Genomic DNA, 13,765 nt, shown 5'->3' with positions numbered 1-13,765 from the left:
AATACGTGGGAAGCTTGATTGTATCTACTCATGTTATTTGTCCTCTTTGACTTCTGGAAAAATCAAAGACGCATTTAACATGAGTAGTTTTACAGGCAAAGCCGAAACGGATGATAACCACCTACTGAAGTAGGTGGTTTAGGGCTGAAAACAAAAAAGAGGCGACTAAGCCTCTTTTTTATTCATAGCATTATACTGTCGTTACGCGCCATTTATGGCTTTAATGACTGACGAGTAAAGCCTTTGTGACCACATTTAATACACGGAATGATTACAGTTGGGTGGTTATACGTTGTCTTGTGACCACACTCATCACAGACTAAAGTGCCTAAGCCTATCACCTCTCCTGCTTCATATAGCCCTTGATGCTCTAAGTCATCGAACAACTCAACCCACTCAACTTTAGTTCGGTCAGTAATCTCTAACAGCCCTTGCCATATCGAGTCCGCAATCGTTAAGTAAAACGGGCCGCTTTTGCTATCCTCGTAACTCTCTGAAAACTCTTTTAAGTCTGCTTTAAGGTACGCTTTGATTAAAGCCAATTCATCTTTGGTCAAGTCATTAGCAGCATCCACCACTTTGCCCGACGTCTCAATCGCTTTGTTAACTTCTTCCGGACTGTGCTTCAAGGTTTCAATCACATCCTCGAGCATTTCCTCATAACCTGTTTTACGTTTAGGCATAACTGACCTCCATCTTTCTCCTACCTGCGTCACTTAAGGGCGCATGGGTACAGATTGGCTATTGTTGTGATCCCTAGCTTTAGGTATTCTATGACGATCTATTTAAGTCTGTTCTAACCGAACTCACAAATTCCAAGATAACGGATACCATCGATGCAAGAACAATACAACCCACAAGATATTGAACAAAAAGTTCAAAAGCACTGGGATGACAACAAAACCTTTGTTGTAAGTGAAGACCCAAATAAAGAAAAATTCTACTGTCTGTCCATGTTCCCATACCCAAGTGGTCGACTGCACATGGGTCACGTGCGCAACTACACTATCGGTGATGTAGTATCTCGTTTCCAACGCCTACAAGGCAAAAACGTGATGCAACCAATCGGTTGGGACGCATTCGGTCTACCTGCAGAAAACGCAGCAGTAAAAAACAAAACTGCGCCAGCACCTTGGACTTACGAAAACATCGAATACATGAAGAACCAACTTAAGCTTCTAGGCTTTGGTTACGATTGGAACCGTGAATTCGCAACATGTACACCGGAGTACTACCGCTGGGAACAAGAGTTCTTCACTAAACTTTACGAGAAAGGTTTAGTTTACAAAAAGACTTCTTCTGTTAACTGGTGTCCTAACGACCAAACTGTTCTTGCAAACGAGCAGGTTGAAGACGGTTGTTGCTGGCGTTGTGATACGCCTGTAGAGCAAAAAGAAATCCCTCAATGGTTCATCAAAATCACTGAGTACGCTCAAGAGCTACTAGACGACCTAGATAAGCTTGAAGGTTGGCCTGAAATGGTAAAAACCATGCAGCGCAACTGGATTGGTCGTTCTGAAGGTGTTGAACTGAAGTTTGAAGTTAAGGGTCAACAAGACCTAGAAGTTTACACAACACGTCCAGATACGCTAATGGGTGTGACTTACGTGGGTATCGCAGCCGGCCACCCTCTTGCAGCTCTTGCAGCAGAGAACAATCCAGAGCTTGCAGCGTTTATCGACGAATGTAAGAACAACAAGGTTGCAGAAGCTGAGCTAGCGACAATGGAGAAGAAAGGTATGGCAACTGGCCTTACTGCTATTCATCCATTGAACGGCCGCGAAGTACCAGTATACGTAGCAAACTTCGTACTGATGGACTACGGTACAGGCGCGGTAATGGCTGTACCTGCACACGACCAACGTGACTACGAGTTCGCAACGAAGTACGGTCTAGACATCGTGCCAGTTATCAAGCCTGCTGATGGCAGCGAGCTAGACATCTCTGAAGCGGCATATACAGAGAAAGGTGTACTGTTCGATTCAGGTGAATTCGATGGCCTAGAATTCCAAGCGGCGTTCGATGCAATTGCAGCGAAGCTAGAAGCAGAGGGCAAAGGCACTAAGACTGTAAACTTCCGTCTACGCGACTGGGGTGTATCTCGTCAACGTTACTGGGGCGCACCAATCCCAATGGTAACGACTGAAGACGGTGAAGTTCACCCAGTACCTGCTGACCAACTACCAGTGATTCTTCCAGAAGACGTGGTAATGGACGGCGTCACTAGCCCAATCAAAGCAGACAAAGAGTGGGCGAAGACAACCTTTAACGGCGAACCTGCTCTACGTGAGACAGATACGTTCGATACGTTCATGGAATCTTCTTGGTACTACGCGCGTTACTGTTCACCACAAGCGGACGACATCCTAGACCCAGAAAAAGCAAACTACTGGCTACCAGTAGATCAATACATCGGTGGTATCGAGCACGCTTGTATGCACCTACTGTACTCACGCTTCTTCCACAAACTACTGCGCGATGCGGGTTACGTAACTTCTGACGAACCGTTCAAGCAACTACTGTGTCAAGGCATGGTACTGGCTGATGCGTTCTACTTCGAGAACGAGAAAGGCGGCAAAGAGTGGGTAGCTCCAACAGACGTAGCCGTTGAACGTGATGGTAAAGGCCGCATTACTTCTGCTAAAGACACTGAAGGTCGTGATGTAACGCACTCAGGCATGATCAAGATGTCTAAGTCTAAGAACAACGGTATCGACCCTCAAGAAATGGTAGACAAGTACGGCGCTGACACAGTACGTCTATTCATGATGTTCGCGTCTCCAGCGGACATGACACTTGAATGGCAAGAGTCTGGCGTAGAAGGTGCGAACCGCTTCCTAAAACGTGTTTGGAAACTAGTGAAAGAGCACACAGCGAAAGGTGCAGCAGAAGCAGTAGATACCTCAGCGCTTTCTGGTGATCAAAAAGCACTTCGCCGCGACGTTCACAAGACTATCGCGAAAGTGACGGACGATATCGCTCGTCGTCAAACATTCAACACCGCGATCGCAGCGATCATGGAGCTGATGAACAAACTAGCGAAAGCGCCTCAAGAATCTGCGCAAGATCGTGCAATCCTTGACGAAGCACTGAGAGCTATTGTTGTCATGCTTTACCCTATCACTCCGCATATCTCATACGAGCTATGGGCAGCACTAGGTGAAACAGACATTGATAACGCGGCATGGCCGACGTTTGACGAAAAAGCGCTAGTTGAAGACGAAAAAACTATCGTTGTTCAAGTTAACGGTAAGCTACGTGCGAAGCTAACAGTCCCAGCTGATATCTCTAAAGACGATATCGAACAGCTTGGTCTAAACGACGAAAACGTGGTTAAGTTCACTGATGGCCTGACTATTCGTAAAGTTATTTACGTTCCAGGTAAACTGCTGAACATCGTTGCAAACTAATCGCAGCTGTCAATTTGTCTCTGTTTAGCGAACTTATTTGTTAACCAAGAGTCATTAAACAGGGTAGTTTTCTACCCTGTTTATTTACCTCAAACCATTCACATGAGTGGTTTAAGGTAAATAACCCCTTCAATTTAGGATGAATACAATCAATGCGCTTTTTCTCTTTGATTAAACTACCAGTGGTATTGGTATTAGCGGGGCTTCTTTCTGCCTGTGGTTTTCACCTTCGCGGCGAGTATTCCGTACCGGAAGAGCTGCACACTATGTCTTTCTCCAGCTACGATGAATACAGTGAATTAACTCGCTATGTTCGCTCTCAACTCGAACTGAACAAAGTTGAACTTGTTCAACCATCATCGACGGTACCCAACCTTCATTTGACGGAAGCGACAATCGATGAGCGTACACTATCGCTTTATCAAAATAGCCGTGCAGCAGAAAAAGAGCTGACATACGTAGTAAAATACCGTGTGACAATTCCTGGCTATGGTTCTAAAAACTTTACGACAACAGTAAACCGCAACTACCTAGACAACCCGTTGACCGCACTTGCAAAATCTGTTGAGCGTGACGTAATTGAAGACGAGATGCGCTTGCAAGCTGCAAAACAGATGATGCGCCAGTTGGGCCGTATTCGTGCCGAATATGAAGCAGGACAAATCTCTGAGCCAGCGAACAAAAACTCTTAGTCACTATGCGAATTTATGCCGATAAGCTAACGGATCATTTAACTAAACAAGTTAAACAGGTTTACTTAATCTTTGGTAATGAGCCGTTACTGATTCAAGAAAGCCGCCAAGCAATCCAAAAGGCAGCGTTTCAGCAAGGTTTTGAGGAAAAACACCGTTTTGCGGTGGATGCTAGCATCGACTGGAACCAAGTTTACGACTGTTTCCAAGCGATGAGCCTGTTTTCAAACCGTCAATTGATTGAGCTTGAAATTCCTGAAAGTGGCGTAACAACCGCCGTCAGCAAAGAGCTGCAAACACTGTGTGATATGCTTCATGATGACATCATGCTCGTCATTGTTGGTAGCAAACTGACCAAAGCCCAAGAAAATGCGAAATGGTTCAAAGCATTAAGCTCAAAAGGCGATTGGGTAAGCTGCTTGTCGCCAGACCTTCAACGCCTACCTATGTTCATTCAGACACGTTGCCGCACGTTGGGACTAAAACCCGATCAGCAATCACTGCAAATGTTGGCTCAATGGCATGAAGGTAACCTATTTGCATTGACACAAAGCTTAGAGAAATTGGCCCTACTCTATCCGGATGGTGAGCTGACCATCATACGTTTAGAGGAAGCCCTAAGTCGCCATAATCACTTCACTACCTTTAACTGGATCGACGCCTTACTGGCAGGTAAAGCAAACCGTGCACAACGTATTCTTCGCCAACTTGAGGCGGAAGGGGTTGAGACCGTGATCTTGATTCGAAGTGTACAAAAAGAGTTGAGCCAACTTTTAAATATGCATCAAGACTTAACTCAAATGGGAATGAACCAGGTATTTGAGAAATATCGAGTTTGGCAAAACAAGCGTCCACTCTATAACGCAGCACTGACCCGCTTATCAGCGAGTCGTATTTGTGCATTGCTCTCCTTGTTGGCTCAAGCCGAGATAAAAGCCAAAACTCAGTATGACGAGTCTGTATGGCCAACTATTCATCAGTTGAGCTTAGAAACCTGCTCTCCTGATATTAAGCTGGCAATTTAAAAATCAAAGCGTGATATAGTGCGCGACCTGTTTTGCAAGCAAGAATGTAAAACACTTTAGAGATAAGAGACAAACCGAGGAAAACCGAGTGCTTCGCGAAGAACTGAAAGACTTTTTAGCTGATAAAGCCGACGACATGAAAGCGGAAGACATTATCGTCCTAAATGTGGAAGATAAATCAAGCGTGACAGATTACATGATCATCTGTACTGGTACATCCAAACGCCACGTTTCATCCATCGCTGACCATGTTGCAACAGAAGTGAAAAAAGCCGGTCTTGAGCCACTAGGAATGGAAGGTGAAAACGAAGGTGAATGGGTAGTCCTAGATATGGGCGACGCCATGCTTCACGTGATGCAAGAAGAGCACCGCGAACTCTACCAGCTAGAAAAACTCTGGGGTTAATCTTTTGAAAATTCAACTAATTGCTGTTGGCACAAAAATGCCAAAATGGGTTGAGGAAGGCTTTCAAGAATATCGTCGCCGTTTCCCGCATGATATGCCGTTGGAGTTGATTGAAATCTCTGCTGGTAAGCGTGGTAAGAATGCCGATATCGCTCGCATCCTGCAAAAAGAAGGAGAAGCGATGCTCGCGGCGGTACCAAAAGGCAACCGTATCGTCACGTTAGATATCCCAGGTAAAAAATGGGACACTCCTCAACTCGCTGAGCAGTTAGAAGCTTGGAAATTAGATGGCCGTGATGTATCAATATTAATCGGCGGTCCTGAAGGACTCGCTCCTGCATGCAAAGCTGCAGCAGACCAAAGCTGGTCATTGTCTGCCTTAACGCTACCCCACCCTCTAGTGCGTATCGTAATGGCAGAAAGCTTGTACCGAGCGTGGAGCATCACCGCTAACCACCCTTATCATCGCGAATAATCGTTGTTTAACTTTAGAGCCAAGCGTTAATGATTCGTAAACGACGCAGTCAAATCCGAGATTATCAAGCCGAAGCGCGTCTGTTTGCCAGCCGCGCTATTGTTGCTTTTATCGGCATTGTTGTCTTGATGGGAGCTCTGGTTGCCAACATGTACAACATTCAGGTGAACCAGTTTCAAGACTATCAAACCCGCTCGAACGATAACCGCATCAAAGTAGTGCCTATCGCGCCTAACCGAGGTCTAATTTATGACCGAAATGGCGTTTTACTGGCAGAGAACCGTCCCGTCTTTAACTTAGAACTGACCCCAGAAAAAATTAAAGACATTGATGCAACCATCCAAGAATTACAGACTATTCTGGAAATTACACCAGACCAGATTGAACGTTTCCACCACGAGCGTAAACGGACTCGTCGATTTAAATCGGTCCCACTGCTTACCCAACTGAACGAAAAACAAGTAGCGGTATTCTCCGTCAATCAGTACCGCTTTCCAGGTGTGGAAATAAGTGCGACCTTAAAGCGCTACTACCCTTTCAGCGAAGTCTTAACCCACGTGATTGGGTATGTTTCTAGAATCAATGATCGCGACATGCAGCGCCTGATCCGAGAAGAAAAAGACGCAAACTATCAAGCCACTCGCGACATTGGTAAGCTGGGTATTGAAAAATACTACGAAGACCTCTTACACGGTACAGCCGGATATCAAGAAGTCGAGGTAAACAGCCGCGGCCGAGTAATTCGTACCTTAAAGTACGTTCCACCTGTACCCGGAAAAGACATCGTTTTAAACCTTGATATCAACTTGCAGTTGTACGTACACCAATTATTGGACGGCCGCCGAGGCAGTGCTGTAGTAATCGATCCTAGAGACAACGGCGTACTGGCTATGGTTTCGAGCCCTAGCTACGATCCTAACTCGTTCGTGCACGGAATCTCAGGTAAAGACTATCGCGCCCTTTTGAACGATAAAAACCGTCCTTTGGTCAACCGCACTACACTTGGCATTTACCCTCCTGCGTCTACCATCAAACCATTTATGGCGGTAGCCGCGCTGCAAGAAGGTGTCGTCACACCTAACACCACACGAAATGACCCTGGTTATTGGCGCATACCAAACTCCAACACACGCCCGTTTCGTGACTGGTTGCGTTGGGGGCACGGGCGCGTCGATATCATTAAGTCGATCGAAGAGTCTGTTGATACCTTCTACTATCAAATCGCTTATGACATGGGTATTGACCGTATTTCGAATTGGATGATGATGTTCGGTTTTGGTGATTACACTGGCATTGATATCTACGAAGAAAGTAAGGCGAATATGCCGACTCGTGACTGGAAAATGTCTCGCCATAAAACCCCATGGTATAAAGGTGATACGATCCCTGTGGGTATCGGCCAAGGATATTGGACAGCAACACCAATGCAAATCGCCAAAGCAACCTCCGTATTAGTAAACGAGGGAGAAGTGATCGCACCTCACTTGCTCAAAGCGACGATAGAAAATGGTAACGACTTCGAAGAGCAGCAAACGACAGAATACGTGACTTACCCACCAATCAAGAATGTGCCTAAAAAGTACTGGGATATGGCGAAAGAAGGCATGCGTCGGGTAAACCATGGCACGCGCGGAACAGCTCGTCGCTCATTCTACAAAATGAATTATGAAACAGCGGGTAAATCAGGTACTGCACAGGTCTTCGGTCTGGGTGAAAACGAAGAGTACAACGCCGATGAGATCGCCGAGCACTTACGTGACCATGCGTTATTTACTGGCTTTGCACCATTTGATGATCCTAAAGTGGTCGTCACTGTAGTACTAGAAAATGCCGGTGGTGGTTCTAGTAACGGTGCCCCAGTAGTAAGGAAAATTTTTGACCGAGTCGTTCTTGGTCCAGAAGAAATTGAGCCTGAAAACAATGCGAAGAAAGAGGTAAAACAGTAATGAAGATGGATCCCTCTACAGGTAAAAATCGCGCCCTGTTTGAACGCTTCCATATCGACTTACCACTCCTACTTGGCATACTGGCCCTGATGGGGTTTGGCCTGGTGATCATGTACAGCGCCAGTGGCCAAAGTTTACTGATGATGGATCGCCAAGCCATGCGAATGGTGCTTTCACTCGTTGTGATGCTCGTCCTTGCACAGCTTTCTCCACGAACTTACGAAAGCTTGGCACCTTTGATGTTCGTTGGTGGCGTTATACTGCTTTTCGGCGTGCTGTTTTTCGGTGAAGCATCGAAAGGCGCGCAGCGTTGGCTTAACCTCGGTTTTGTGCGCTTTCAACCGTCAGAGCTATTGAAGCTCGCGGTGCCATTAATGGTAGCTCGCTATGTTGGTAGACAGCCCCTCCCACCAACGCTAAGAACACTCATTGTTGCACTGATTATGGTCTGCTTACCAACCATTCTCATTGCAAAACAGCCTGACTTAGGTACCTCAATCCTGATCGCGGCTTCCGGTATTTTTGTTATCTTCCTCGCAGGCATTAGCTGGAAAATAATTGCTGGTGCTGCGATTGCATTAGGTGGTTTCATTCCAATTCTGTGGTTTTTCTTGATGCGAGAGTATCAAAAAGTGCGAGTTCGTACTCTATTTAACCCGGAGTCTGATCCGCTAGGAGCGGGCTACCACATTATTCAGAGTAAAATTGCGATTGGCTCCGGCGGTATTTCCGGCAAAGGTTGGTTGCAAGGTACGCAGTCACAACTAGAATTTCTTCCTGAACGACACACTGACTTTATCTTTGCAGTAATTGCTGAAGAATGGGGTATGATTGGCTTCCTTTGCCTTTTAGCCATCTATCTATTTATTATTGGACGAGGTTTATATCTCGCCAGCCAAGCGCAAACCGCATTTGGACGAATGATGGCAGGCAGTATTGTACTCAGCTTCTTCGTGTATATTTTTGTAAATATTGGCATGGTAAGTGGCATCCTACCTGTAGTAGGTGTACCGTTGCCACTCATCAGTTATGGCGGCACATCAATGGTAACCTTGATGGCTGGTTTTGGTATTCTGATGTCGATTCATACGCACCGAAAAGCATTCTCTAAGGCGACCTAGACATGCAAAAACGCGCTTTATATTCCTTGGTTTTCTCTGCTCTTATTTTGGCAGGCTGTTCATCAACTAGCCAAAAAGAACAAGAAGGCCGTTACGAACTCGAATCCGATGTTGCACCGGATACACCGCTTTCAGTCGAACACATCGAGGATGCGCATCCTAAATATGAACCGTACAGCCTAGGTGGGAACAAAGATTACCACTTACGTGGCAAAGACTACAAAATAGTTCGCAATGCGAAAGGCTTTAAAGAAAAAGGCCGAGCATCTTGGTATGGGAAAAAATTCCAAGGTCATTTGACTTCTAATGGCGAAATCTATGACATGTACTCAATGACGGCAGCGCATAAAACGCTACCGTTACCAAGTTACGTAAAAGTTACCAATACTGACAACGGCAAAACCACCATAGTACGAGTTAATGACCGAGGTCCTTTTCACGATGGCCGTATCATTGATTTAAGCTATGCCGCCGCGCACAAGTTAGATGTCATAAAAACAGGCACCGCGAACGTGGAAATTGAAGTGATCAGTATCAATCAGCCCACGGATAAAAAGTCATTAGAAGCGCACCCTAGGTACGTTATTCAAGTGGCATCATCAAAAAATGAAGAACGCGCGCGAACTTTAGGTACCGAGCTTGGTCAAAAATTGGATACAGAAACTTTCCTAGAGAGTGCGAAAGAGTCTTATCGCTTGTTGTTAGGGCCATTTACTGACTATTCCCTGACGCAAGCCACATTAGATAAAGTAAAGTTGCTCGGCTATTCGTCTGCATTTATTAAAAAACACAACACTGCCAAATGACCTCGTGTCATGAATTTCTCTTTGATCCCCCTCTTACATAACTAGGGATTCTGATAAGATGTCTGCAGTTAACCCAAAAATTTGAATTACCATGAATAAAAATAAGTTTGTGAAATCTATTCTCGTTTCTTCGGTTGCCCTTTCTGCAACTTTCGCTCAATCTGCTCTTGCATCACCTATCGTTGTTCCAGATGCCCCTCAAATCGCGGCGAAGGGCTACGTGCTGATGGATTACCATTCAGGTAAAGTACTGGCAGAGAAAGAGATGAACACAAAATTGTCTCCAGCTAGTCTGACTAAGATGATGACCAGCTATGTAATCGGCCAAGAGCTAGCGCGTGGTAATATCTCAGAAGATGATGATGTCACCATCAGTAAAAATGCGTGGGCGAAAAACTTCCCTGATTCATCAAAGATGTTCATTGAAGTAGGCACAACAGTTAAAGTACGTGACCTGAACCGAGGTATCATCGTCCAGTCAGGTAACGATGCCTGTGTTGCGATGGCAGAACATATTGCAGGTTCAGAAGATGCATTTGTTGACCTAATGAACGCTTGGGCCAACACATTGGGTATGACTAACTCGCACTTTGCCAATGTTCATGGCTTAGATAACGCAGAATTGTACTCAACACCATACGACATGGCACTGCTAGGTAAAGCACTTATCCGTGACGTACCAAATGAGTACCGAGTGTACTCAGAGAAGAAATTTACTTACAACGGCATCACCCAATACAACCGTAACGGTCTACTTTGGGATAAGAGCATGAACGTTGACGGCATCAAAACGGGTCACACAAGTAATGCGGGTTACAGCCTAGTAAGTTCAGCAACTGAAGGTCAAATGCGCTTGGTTGCGGTCGTTATGGGTACTAAAGATGCCAATGCTCGTAAGTCAGAAAGCAAAAAGCTGCTAAGCTACGGCTTCCGTTTCTTCGAAACAGTGGCACCGCACAAAGCAGGTGAAACGTTCGTAGAAGAAAAAGTGTGGATGGGTAACAAAGACACCGTAGCACTGGGTCTTGACCAAGATACTTACGTAACACTACCGCGTGGTGAAGCGAAAAACCTAAAAGCAAGCTTCGTCCTTGAAAAAGAGCTAGAAGCCCCAATTAATAAAGGTGATGTAGTTGGTAAGCTATACTATCAGATCGATGGTGAAGATATTGCCGAGTACCCACTAATGGCACTAGAAACCGTAGAGCAAGGTAGTCTATTTAGCCGCATGTGGGATTACATCGTATTGTTATTCAAGAGCTTCTTCTAAAAAGAACGTTAGAGTAGCAAACTTATTCGCAAAGCCGCCTGAATGGGCGGCTTTTTAAGTTTGAGCTCCTCGTCTTGAGTTCCCCCTAATTTGACTGTACTATTTCGCACCGCAACGAATATCTACTGGAGTTATCGATATGCTAACCATCAACTCTGATGCAAAATTAAAAGACCTGCTTGAGTTCCCTTGTTCATTTACTTACAAGGTAATGGGTCATGCAAAGCCTGAACTTCCAGAGCTTGTTCTTGAAGTTATTCAGCGCCATGCTCCAGGTGACTACAGCCCGACCGTTAAACCAAGTGCTAAGGGCAACTACCACTCTGTGTCAATCAACATTACTGCAACCTCTATCGAGCAGGTTGAGACACTGTACAAAGAGTTAGGTGAAATTGACATCGTACGCATGGTTCTATAATTTTTTGATAGATTAAATTTTTTTTGAAAGCAGCTTTGGCTGCTTTCTTTTTATTTATCAAAGAGATAACGAGGCTTTACATCGCTTTCAGTTAAAAATCTGTTACGCAGCGGTAGAGCATCAGGGTTATCCGGTTTATAATCCAAAAACTTTATATATTAGCAACAGGAATTCCCATGCAACACCAACTTGTTGTAAAACGACTTGGCCGCCAAGACTATGAGCCTGTATGGAAGGCGATGCATGAGTTCACCGACCAACGCACAGAAGAAACCCGTGATGAAGTCTGGTTGGTAGAACATAACCCAGTATTTACGCAAGGACAGGCAGGTAAAGCTGAGCACTTGATTAACACTGGCGATATTCCTGTTGTACAAAGTGATCGCGGAGGTCAGGTTACGTATCATGGCCCTGGTCAGTTGGTCGCCTACTTCTTGATCAACCTACGCCGCAAAAAATTAGGTGTACGAGATCTCGTTACCACAATCGAGAACCTCGTGATCAACACGCTAAAAGCATACAATATTGGCTCAGCCGCGCGACCTGACGCACCAGGTGTCTACGTTGCCGGTAAGAAAATATGCTCTCTCGGTTTACGCATTCGTAAAGGATGCTCGTTTCATGGTTTAGCCTTGAACGTAAATATGGATTTAACACCGTTTCTGCGTATTAACCCTTGTGGTTATGAAGGTATGGAAATGGTTCAGGTCAGCCAATTTGGCGGCCCAGACAATGTAGAAGCCGTAGAAAAACAATTAATAGAAGAACTCGTTACTTTGCTCGATTATGAGCAAGTAGAATTCAGCACAGAAGCACCTTCTCAAGGTAATAAAGCATGAGCAAACCAATCCAGATGGAAAAAGGCGTTAAATATCGTGACGCCGATAAAATGGCATTGATTCCCGTAAAGAACATGCCTACAGAGCAGAAAGAAGTGCTACGTAAGCCTGATTGGATGAAGATCAAGCTACCAGCCGACAGCCAACGAATTCAAGACATCAAAGCGGCGATGCGTAAGAATAAACTTCACTCCGTATGTGAAGAAGCATCTTGCCCGAACCTAGCGGAATGTTTTAACCACGGTACAGCAACCTTCATGATCTTAGGTGCTATTTGTACTCGTCGTTGTCCTTTCTGTGACGTTGCTCATGGCCGCCCATTACCACCGGAAGCAGAAGAGCCTCAAAAACTGGCGAAAACCATTGCCGATATGAAGCTGAAATACGTAGTAATCACTTCTGTTGACCGTGACGATCTGCGTGACGGCGGTGCACAACACTTTGCCGATTGTAACCGCGAGATCCGTGCGTTAAACCCGCATATTAAGATTGAAACACTGGTTCCTGACTTCCGTGGTCGCATGGATGTAGCGCTTGATCTAATGAAAGACAATCCGCCAGATGTCTTCAACCACAACTTAGAAACAGCGCCACGTCTTTACCGTAAAGCTCGCCCAGGTGCGAACTATAAATGGTCACTTGAGCTTCTTAAGAAGTTCAAAGAGCAGCATCCCGATGTACCGACCAAGTCTGGTTTGATGATGGGCCTTGGTGAAACCAAAGAAGAAATCATCGAAGTACTGAAAGATCTACGCGCACACGGCGTAACGATGCTGACTCTAGGCCAGTACCTAGCGCCAAGCCGTCACCACTTGCCAGTAGAACGTTACGTTCCACCATCAGAGTTTGACGAGCTAAAAGAAGTTGCACTAGAACTTGGCTTCACGCATGCAGCGTGTGGTCCATTTGTGCGCTCTTCTTACCATGCCGATATGCAAGCTCAAGGTATCGAGATTAAATAAGCTCTCGCTTGTTTTGAAAAGAAAGGTTGGCTCAGTGCCAACCTTTTTTGTATCTGGAAAATGATGATAAAAAGCCATTCTACCACTGTCATTCTGAACAGCGAGGAACGAGCGTGATTCAGAATCAGTTTTCAGAGTACTGATGATTTTTAGGGAAACTCTGAGTAAAAGAGTGTGCCTTAACAAGATTCCTGATCTCGCCTAGGCTCGTCGGAATGACGTGGTTTCGATATATTGAAAAGGGACAGTGTTGGTAGCCATCCCCTTATCACACACTCTCGCTATATCTCATTCCAAACGCCAGACAAACAAAAAGGCCCTCAATTGAGGACCTTTAGTATATCAACGTTCAAAATAGATGAGTCGAGTTCTAGAAGAACACACGGAGTTTGCGC

The 13,765-nt window shown here is 45.3% G+C and carries 13 protein-coding genes; 12 read left to right on the top strand and 1 reads right to left on the bottom strand.

All coding sequences use genetic code 11. The features are described 5' to 3' along the window. Positions 1-212: 212 nt before the first annotated feature. Positions 213-683 carry a zinc ribbon-containing protein gene (locus tag R7E00_RS17425; protein ID WP_005373024.1) on the bottom strand — a complete coding sequence of 157 codons (471 nt, stop codon included), beginning with the start codon at positions 681-683 and terminating at the stop codon, positions 213-215. A 153-nt stretch (positions 684-836) separates the two neighbouring features. On the opposite strand from R7E00_RS17425, the gene leuS reads away from it, so the two are divergent. The 12 genes from leuS (at position 837) to lipA (ending at position 13,370) form a co-directional block, all read left to right on the top strand. Beyond that, positions 837-3,410: a leucine--tRNA ligase gene (leuS, locus tag R7E00_RS17420; RefSeq protein WP_104975937.1), complete on the top strand. Its 2,574-nt coding sequence runs from the start codon at positions 837-839 to the stop codon at positions 3,408-3,410. Positions 3,411-3,562: 152 nt separating this feature from the next. After that, entirely contained in the window at positions 3,563-4,102 is a 540-nt protein-coding gene (gene lptE / locus R7E00_RS17415) for an LPS assembly lipoprotein LptE (RefSeq protein WP_005384122.1), read from the top strand. Positions 4,103-4,107: 5 nt separating this feature from the next. Continuing rightward, the gene (gene holA / locus R7E00_RS17410) at positions 4,108-5,127 is read left to right on the top strand and encodes a DNA polymerase III subunit delta (RefSeq protein WP_005384123.1); all 1,020 of its coding nucleotides are present in this window, start codon (positions 4,108-4,110) and stop codon (positions 5,125-5,127) included. An 88-nt stretch (positions 5,128-5,215) separates the two neighbouring features. Beyond that, positions 5,216-5,533 carry a ribosome silencing factor gene (rsfS, locus tag R7E00_RS17405; RefSeq protein ID WP_005373015.1) on the top strand — a complete coding sequence of 106 codons (318 nt, stop codon included), beginning with the start codon at positions 5,216-5,218 and terminating at the stop codon, positions 5,531-5,533. Positions 5,534-5,537: 4 nt separating this feature from the next. Beyond that, positions 5,538-6,008, top strand: a complete 471-nt coding sequence (gene rlmH / locus R7E00_RS17400; RefSeq protein WP_017821762.1) for a 23S rRNA (pseudouridine(1915)-N(3))-methyltransferase RlmH — start codon at positions 5,538-5,540, stop codon at positions 6,006-6,008. 29 nt (positions 6,009-6,037) lie between these two features. Continuing rightward, complete coding sequence (gene mrdA, locus R7E00_RS17395; RefSeq protein WP_005384126.1) at positions 6,038-7,954, top strand: penicillin-binding protein 2; 1,917 nt, start codon at positions 6,038-6,040, stop codon at positions 7,952-7,954. Further along, positions 7,954-9,075, top strand: coding sequence for a rod shape-determining protein RodA (gene rodA, locus R7E00_RS17390; protein ID WP_005384128.1), 1,122 nt, complete (start codon positions 7,954-7,956; stop codon positions 9,073-9,075). The genes mrdA and rodA overlap by 1 nt, the downstream gene beginning before the upstream one ends. Positions 9,076-9,077: 2 nt before the next feature. Then, complete coding sequence (locus R7E00_RS17385) at positions 9,078-9,881, top strand: septal ring lytic transglycosylase RlpA family protein (protein WP_017635670.1); 804 nt, start codon at positions 9,078-9,080, stop codon at positions 9,879-9,881. A 91-nt stretch (positions 9,882-9,972) separates the two neighbouring features. After that, a complete protein-coding gene (locus R7E00_RS17380; RefSeq protein ID WP_005384132.1) occupies positions 9,973-11,151 on the top strand; it encodes a serine hydrolase in 1,179 nt (392 codons plus the stop codon). A gap of 139 nt (positions 11,152-11,290) precedes the next feature. Continuing rightward, positions 11,291-11,569 carry a DUF493 family protein YbeD gene (gene ybeD, locus R7E00_RS17375; RefSeq protein ID WP_005384135.1) on the top strand — a complete coding sequence of 93 codons (279 nt, stop codon included), beginning with the start codon at positions 11,291-11,293 and terminating at the stop codon, positions 11,567-11,569. A gap of 176 nt (positions 11,570-11,745) precedes the next feature. Beyond that, positions 11,746-12,408, top strand: coding sequence for a lipoyl(octanoyl) transferase LipB (gene lipB / locus R7E00_RS17370; RefSeq protein ID WP_053350277.1), 663 nt, complete (start codon positions 11,746-11,748; stop codon positions 12,406-12,408). Further along, positions 12,405-13,370 carry a lipoyl synthase gene (lipA, locus tag R7E00_RS17365; RefSeq protein WP_005391329.1) on the top strand — a complete coding sequence of 322 codons (966 nt, stop codon included), beginning with the start codon at positions 12,405-12,407 and terminating at the stop codon, positions 13,368-13,370. Before lipB ends, lipA begins: the two co-directional genes overlap by 4 nt. Positions 13,371-13,765 lie beyond the last annotated feature (395 nt).

It is taken from the genome of Vibrio sp. Vb1755 (assembly GCF_033338635.1).
GTDB classification, from domain to species: Bacteria; Pseudomonadota; Gammaproteobacteria; order Enterobacterales; family Vibrionaceae; genus Vibrio; species Vibrio alginolyticus.
Note: the sequence above shows the minus strand (reverse complement) of the source record. Positions and strands in the feature narration are given on the sequence as shown.

Bases quoted from the DNA above. Each gene is read 5' to 3' on its own strand.
- R7E00_RS17425 (WP_005373024.1), bottom strand. From the start codon at position 683: ATGCCTAAACGTAAAACAGGTTATGAGGAAATGCTCGAGGATGTGATT.
- leuS (WP_104975937.1), top strand. From the start codon at position 837: ATGCAAGAACAATACAACCCACAAGATATTGAACAAAAAGTTCAAAAG.
- lptE (WP_005384122.1), top strand. From the start codon at position 3,563: ATGCGCTTTTTCTCTTTGATTAAACTACCAGTGGTATTGGTATTAGCG.
- holA (WP_005384123.1), top strand. From the start codon at position 4,108: ATGCGAATTTATGCCGATAAGCTAACGGATCATTTAACTAAACAAGTT.
- mrdA (WP_005384126.1), top strand. From the start codon at position 6,038: ATGATTCGTAAACGACGCAGTCAAATCCGAGATTATCAAGCCGAAGCG.
- rodA (WP_005384128.1), top strand. From the start codon at position 7,954: ATGAAGATGGATCCCTCTACAGGTAAAAATCGCGCCCTGTTTGAACGC.
- R7E00_RS17385 (WP_017635670.1), top strand. From the start codon at position 9,078: ATGCAAAAACGCGCTTTATATTCCTTGGTTTTCTCTGCTCTTATTTTG.
- R7E00_RS17380 (WP_005384132.1), top strand. From the start codon at position 9,973: ATGAATAAAAATAAGTTTGTGAAATCTATTCTCGTTTCTTCGGTTGCC.
- ybeD (WP_005384135.1), top strand. From the start codon at position 11,291: ATGCTAACCATCAACTCTGATGCAAAATTAAAAGACCTGCTTGAGTTC.
- lipB (WP_053350277.1), top strand. From the start codon at position 11,746: ATGCAACACCAACTTGTTGTAAAACGACTTGGCCGCCAAGACTATGAG.
- lipA (WP_005391329.1), top strand. From the start codon at position 12,405: ATGAGCAAACCAATCCAGATGGAAAAAGGCGTTAAATATCGTGACGCC.